Origin of the sequence: Streptomyces sp. NRRL S-1022, assembly GCF_000720135.1 — a bacterium.
Taxonomy (GTDB): Bacteria; Actinomycetota; Actinomycetes; order Streptomycetales; family Streptomycetaceae; genus Streptomyces.
Window position 1 is genome coordinate 1 of record NZ_JOIU01000141.1, and the last position, 389, is coordinate 389.

1 protein-coding gene is annotated in these 389 nt (G+C 64.8%); it reads left to right on the top strand.

Annotated elements, in window-relative coordinates:
• On the top strand, positions 1–82 hold an 82-nt coding region (locus IG05_RS43245), incomplete at its 5' end, for a cold-shock protein (protein WP_037815961.1).
• Between the last annotated feature and the right edge of the window lie 307 nt (positions 83–389).

A 389-nucleotide genomic window follows, 5' to 3' on the forward strand; every position in this document is an offset into this window, starting at 1 on the left:
GCTGCTCGAGGGCCAGAAGGTGAACTTCGACATCGCGCAGGGCCAGAAGGGCCCGACGGCCGAGAACATCGTTCCGGCCTGACGCTCACGCGCAATCCGTAGCTGGGGCCCGCATCCTTCGGGGTGCGGGCCCCAGCTGCATGCGTATCCCGCGGTGGCTTTCACCCGCGGGACGCCCCGGAGGAATCCGCAGTACCACTACAAGCGGTTCCCTCAGGGTGCAGACGCATCCTGAAGCGCTGCACCGCAGCCGGCGCCCGGATCGGCACCCGGATCGCAAGGTCCCATCATCACCCATTTCAGCACCTGTGCCCACGGATGTCTTCGCCGGCCAGGTCTGCTTTCTTTTGCCACCGGTCCATACTTGTAATTCTCCGTGCCATTCATCG